The sequence below is a fragment of the Rummeliibacillus sp. TYF005 genome (assembly GCF_003844195.1).
Classification (GTDB): domain Bacteria; phylum Bacillota; class Bacilli; order Bacillales_A; family Planococcaceae; genus Rummeliibacillus.
Map to the genome: position 1 here is coordinate 1 of NZ_ML122615.1, position 5,885 is coordinate 5,885.

The following is a 5,885-nucleotide window of genomic DNA, read 5'->3' on the forward strand; positions in this document are numbered from 1 at the left end:
AATGACAAATTTAAACACTTGAAAACTACTCAAAAACTTTATAGAATAGCATATAGATAAATTAATATCTATTTCAAATGTAAATGAAGTCATTTCAACAATTTGCATCGTACCCTGAATACGATTGTGATGAGTATATAAGTGTTGCAACCACTTATATAGTCACGTTGAATGGCTTTTTTTATTTTTCCCGAACAATTTTTATACCTCATATTGTACGCTAAAGACTATCAATCTGCAAAACAAGTTTGCTAGAATTGATAATTTTTTTATTATTTTTAAGATACTTTTCAAAACAATTATTGATTAAATAATTTGTTTATTTTGATTTGCAGATTACTTTCAATTTGTTTCTAGAAAAAATTCAAAAAGAAGATCCAACTAGAAAAGTATTAAAAAATGTTTTAAGAAAAGATTTTGAATATTGTTTTTGATATAAAACTAATGTCTCAGAGATGTGCCAACAAGCGAAAAAAGGTGTCTCAGAGGTGTGCCAAAAATTTAGATTAACGATATCATTAAAACACTAGGCTTTGCCTAGTCTATCACTGAAAGTGATAGCAGTTTTCCCTTATGCTCTTTCTTTTCATTTGTTTAAACAAAGGTTAAGCTATTAGTTCTAGTGAACGTTGTAAAAAAATATAGTGTAACAATATATTTTTCTACAACGTTTCAATTTGCAATGTAAATAAATATTTTTCTTGCTGCCACAAGAAAAATATTTATTTTAGTATTTCTACGTTACCAGTGTGGAATTAAATCAGAAATAAAATTTGCCACTGTACGTATACAAATTTCAATGGAAAACTGTTTGAAGGAATATCCATCTGACTTTTGGCTTTTCACTTTGGCTCTTCCTCTTTTCTGAGGATGAGCTTTTTTATTGTTTTTTTTCACTGATAATCACTTCCTTTCTTTAAAATGTTACTTGGAAAAAATTCGTATTTTAATAGTCACAGCATTTTTTTTACTCCTATTTCATCAATATGTTAAAAAAAGAAGTTATTCTATTAATCATCTTTTCATTAATATATTCTTCTTCTCCTAAATTATTTTTTTAATAAACAGAAGTATTTTTAGATAAAATCAGCAATTTAAGACGCAAAAAAAAGTACGCCCTCTTAACCCTCTTACTTGGTTAGTGACCTACTAGCTCAATCTATCCTCTTATTTTGTTTTTGTATCACATATAGCTCCTACGATACATTTAGATCCACTCAACAATGCGTTGATTGTTTTATAGGCATACTTGCCCTACCTCAAAATTACACTTGATGTGATGCTTTCAATTTGGCCAAAAGGCTATTTTAGTAATTGCTACCGTCTACCTCCCGCATGGGTGGTGACAAGAAATAAAATAAATTTCTATACTATAGAACATGAATCTATATTAGCAATATATATATAATTTCGTCAATTCTTAATGCGATGTACTTCACGTCAAACTGTTGGGGCTGTAGAGAAGTCTAAAAATAAGACTTCAAGAGGTCATCCAATCCCCCTCAACTATAAACAAAAGGGAACCCTGACTGGATTCCCTTTTATTTCATATTTGTATTAGTCTTGGGATAAATACAACCAATTTTTTTCTTCAATTAATTTTATTTTATATGAAGAACCTACAGACTCTAACATTTTTTGATAAGCTTGAACATTATCATCATCATCATATACGTCTTCTTGAACATATTCTTGAATGATAAAATTCGTTAATGAGTTTGTATTTACAAATTCACTAAAAAATTCCCTTAACATTACAGAATCTTCTTTATTCAAAGGTTCATCATTTATAAGATAAATTTTAAAAACATTAAGAATTTCGTTGATATCTTCTTCATCCATGTAGCATAGAGGTTCTATTTTTTTATCCTCTTCTGTAAATGGTTTCTTAGTATCTTCAATTATCGCATATGACAAAATATTTCCATCTTTAAAAACACGATAAACTTCTAAGTCACTCAAATTTAATACTCTATTAAGTGAAATCAAAATTACACCCTCTTATCCAAATATAAAATTAGGACCAGCCTTTATTACTTGCCAAACTGTTAAACCTGCAGCTACAGCAACACCAACTAGTAGTTCAAAAGGTTTTAGAATTAGATCTGACCAAGAAAATTTACTTGCTTCTTTTCGTTCTTTATCAAGTTTTGCTTGCTTTTCTTTTCCTTTTTTAAAGTCAGAAGTTTCTTTAACTTTTTTTTGTATACTTTTTGGAACACCTGCAGAAGTTAAAGTCTTGTTGTGACTTTTGCCTCCCTTTACTGTCTCAGCTCCTTTAATTTTACCCTTTTCCACATGAACATGCCAATCATTATTTATACCATCAACATGAGGTTTATCAACGCGATATTTCCAGCCCGTTGATCCTAAGGGTTTCATTTCAGCAGCAAAAGCATCAGATGGGGCTGAAAATAATAATGTAGTAAATCCTAAAACTGCTAACATTAAATAGATTAAATATTTCTTCATAATTTCCTCCTGTTTATTTAAATATCAAATAATATGATAAACTAAATTTATAAATAAATGGGGATTTTTGAGAAAAAAGTAAAAAATAATATATTTATATCTTATTTTGAAATAAAAATAAATCTATTATCCTATGTATTTAATTATTTTAGGATAACAAAAAATATCCCATCCACAAAAACACCTATAAATGTAAACAAGTTCATAAAGGACTCATAAATCAAATTATTTCCTTGTTTATTGAAAATTATAGATATGAAAAATGCACATCCTAACAATAACAAAGCTATTATACTATAATTAATGTCTTTTCTTTCCATCTTTTCACTCCATATTGAATCTATAATTAATGCTCTAAGCTGCTTTAATTACATTCTTTATTTTTTAGTATATATACATTATTTTCTTAACTTATTAAAAAAATCAAGATGGAAAACTAGAAAATTAACACTTACAAAGAAAAATTCTCCATTGTGGCATCCACTTCATCCTCACCCACTCCTATATACTTCATGGTAATAGATGGTGCTGAGTGATTAAACAGTTGCTGTAACACAGCCACGTCCTTATTTTGCTTGTAATGATGATACCCAAATGTCTTTCTCATCGTGTGTGTACCAATATCATCCCGTCCAAGCGCTTCTGCAGCCTTCTGAAGCACTCTATAAGCCTGCGTAGTAGAAATATGTCCATTTCCTTTCTGGCTCGGGAAAAGCCACGTAGAAGGGCTCATATCGCGTGTGTAGTCCTCAATCATCGCTCGAGTAGCTCTTGGAATTAAAAATCGCTTCGTTTTCTTCGTTTTTTGCTCTGTAATGACTAAATGCGTCTTTCCACGCACATCTTGAACCGTTAAAGGGACGAGATCACTCACACGCAGCCCCACATTAATCCCTAAATTAAATAAAAACAGATCCCTAGCGCTCGCATATTTGGAGAGTGCCCACCGAAAATCTTCAATTTCTGCCTTTGTACGCAATGGCTGCACGTTCTTTTCTTTGGTCATTTAAATCCCTCAATTCATACATTTTCATACATAATATGTATCTTATTATATACCAAAACGAAGAATCCAGTAAAACCGCACAATAAAACGTATGAAAATATACATTTTCATACGTTTTGATTTACTTACTTTCATTTTTAAAAAAGAAAAAGGAGATCGGACGCATCCAATCTCCTCAAGTGAGCGCCTCAGCAACTCACCGCTATTAGTTATTATTATGTTACCACGAATCACTTTTAAACGTAAAGTATTAAATAATTTTCCACTTTAAACGTACGCTTCTAAAGCCGTTAGTTTAACATTATGATCTGTCCCAATAATTGCATTAAAAATATTCACAGGAATTTGATTTCGCAACGTTTCTGTCTCGTCTTTAAAGTTGCGAATCAACCTTTTCAAATCAGTTTTAGTTTTCCCGATTTTTTTCAAAAGTAGAACAATCAAAATAAAATAATCCACTAAATCAGAAAAATCTATATTATTGATACTAGTTTCAAAAGAAACATAATTTTTAATCAATGGCTTTGCATTAGTATTACCTTTAAATCTACAATCAAAAATAACTCCATTATGAGCTACTGCATTTCTCAAGTCTTTCAAAAGAAAAATAATAACTTCTACTAGTCGCCCATCCGGGTCCAAACCTCTATACGTTAAATTTAAATTAGAACAATTTTGACGTCTTATTGGTTCATTTAAACATTGTAAAAACAAACCAAATTGCCCCATATCTAATACTTCAAAAATTGCCCATAGAGGAATAGGTTGTCCATTATGTAAAAAGTGCTTTATAGCATCATGCTTTTTATAATAATGACTAATTGCTCCATCAATTTTACTTCTTAAAGACAAATACGATTTTAACTTTGTCTTATAAGCTGTATCACTGCTTGAATGCGATCTATAATCATTCAAAAAATTATTAAATGCCGTTTCAAGATCCAAATTCCCAAAGGATACCAAAGTATCTAAAGTATAATTTTTTAAAGCTGTTTCAACAGCCATTATATTGGGATATAAAAGGGTCTTCAAATTCATATCAAAATTATAGACTGCTAAAACTTCATCAAAATCATTATATCCAATGGGATTTGTTGAAACTTTAATAAAACGATACCCTTTATAGCCATGATAATATCCTATACTTAGCAATTCCTTCTTTTGTCTACTGCCAGAAATATCTATACCATTATCATCCCTAAGATGTCTCATTAAACCATCAGTTCTTTTTCCAGTAACCACATAATTCCTCCTAATTAACATCGTAAACCTGCTATTTTTTAAACAATTTTGCAAGTAAAGATAATTTCTTTTTTTGTGTTTGCTCTGCCTCTAATGTTTCTATTTTTTCATTGAGTTTCTTAATTTCATTTATAAGTGTATCTATCTGTTCATTATCTTTGTTACCTGATTCAATTACCTTTAAAGTAGTATCTTGTTTGCTTTCTAACGCATTCAAACGTTCTAACAAGACGACATTATTACGCTCTAACGTTGCAACGTGTTCTGCCATGAACTCCATACTTTTAAAAATATCCTCTAAATCTGCAGTGGGTAAGGTTAAAAGGGGTGTAGTGTTAGATGCAACGGTCTCACGTTCCGCGTTATCCTTGATAACGTTTTGATGGTTTAAAATCTGAACTTGAAACCTTAGATGCTGCCTCTTTAAGCGTTAGTCCATACGTTTTACTCAACGTTAAGAAAGCGTTTAGTATAGATAAATCATAATCTGAGTAATCACGTTGATTTCTGTTATTGCGTTTGAACTCATAACCTGCTTTTTCTAATTCTAGAGAATAAGCACGAAGAGTATCTTTTGCGATATTTAATTTTGTAGCTACTTCACCAGCATTCATGATTTATCATTCCTTTCTTAACCAATCGAAACGAACAAAAGCCGGAACTTCTTTAGATTCTACTGTTGCAGGTTTAACCGATTTATATTGCATAGCGTTATAAAGACCTTTAGTAAACGCAGCAACCATGTTATCGTATGTATACCCCTCATTGATCCGTAAAGCCATATGAACAATAAGCCCTTTTGCTTTTACAAATGTCTTACTAGTCGCATCAGATCCAATTCGTAACGCTAAAACAGCAAATTTTTCAACATACTCACGATTATTATTTTTCAATACATCTTCTTCAATATCCTGTTGAATTGCCTTATATATATTATTATTTGTATTGCTTGTTTTAAAGATAGTAAGGTTAGAACTCTTATTTTCATCAATAGATTGTTGTTGTACCAATGCTTTACCGGTACTTTTTTCTGATTTCTGATGTGCAAATTGATGTGCAATTTTATCATCTGACATTAAAAAGACTTCTTTTAAGATTTCTTTAAAATTCTCATGTTTCATATCTACAATGACATATTTTCCGTTATTGCAGCGATTCGATTGTA

8 protein-coding genes are annotated in these 5,885 nt (G+C 30.5%); all 8 read right to left on the reverse strand.

What is annotated here, in order from left to right; translation table 11 throughout:
* Nucleotides 1-741: 741 nt before the first annotated feature.
* Entirely contained in the window at nt 742-897 is a 156-nt protein-coding gene (locus tag CW357_RS18420) for a hypothetical protein (RefSeq protein ID WP_164489652.1), read from the reverse strand.
* A 660-nt stretch (nt 898-1,557) separates the two neighbouring features.
* Nucleotides 1,558-1,989: a terpene synthase gene (locus CW357_RS17600; RefSeq protein WP_124218744.1), complete on the reverse strand. Its 432-nt coding sequence runs from the start codon at nt 1,987-1,989 to the stop codon at nt 1,558-1,560.
* A gap of 12 nt (nt 1,990-2,001) precedes the next feature.
* Entirely contained in the window at nt 2,002-2,472 is a 471-nt protein-coding gene (locus CW357_RS17605) for a hypothetical protein (RefSeq protein WP_124218745.1), read from the reverse strand.
* A gap of 451 nt (nt 2,473-2,923) precedes the next feature.
* The gene (locus tag CW357_RS17610) at nt 2,924-3,478 is read right to left on the reverse strand and encodes a site-specific integrase (protein ID WP_124218746.1); all 555 of its coding nucleotides are present in this window, start codon (nt 3,476-3,478) and stop codon (nt 2,924-2,926) included.
* Between the two features lie 267 nt (nt 3,479-3,745).
* Nucleotides 3,746-4,720 carry an Abi family protein gene (locus CW357_RS17615; protein ID WP_164489653.1) on the reverse strand — a complete coding sequence of 325 codons (975 nt, stop codon included), beginning with the start codon at nt 4,718-4,720 and terminating at the stop codon, nt 3,746-3,748.
* A gap of 31 nt (nt 4,721-4,751) precedes the next feature.
* On the reverse strand, nt 4,752-4,991 hold the full coding sequence (locus tag CW357_RS17620) for a hypothetical protein (protein ID WP_124218748.1): 240 nt from the start codon (nt 4,989-4,991) through the stop codon (nt 4,752-4,754).
* Nucleotides 4,992-5,082: 91 nt separating this feature from the next.
* Nucleotides 5,083-5,334 (reverse strand): MerR family transcriptional regulator, encoded by a 252-nt coding sequence (locus tag CW357_RS17625; protein ID WP_164489654.1) that lies wholly within the window; start codon nt 5,332-5,334, stop codon nt 5,083-5,085.
* 6 nt (nt 5,335-5,340) lie between these two features.
* Nucleotides 5,341-5,885: hypothetical protein (locus tag CW357_RS18425; RefSeq protein WP_164489655.1), on the reverse strand; the 545-nt coding region annotated here is incomplete at its 5' end.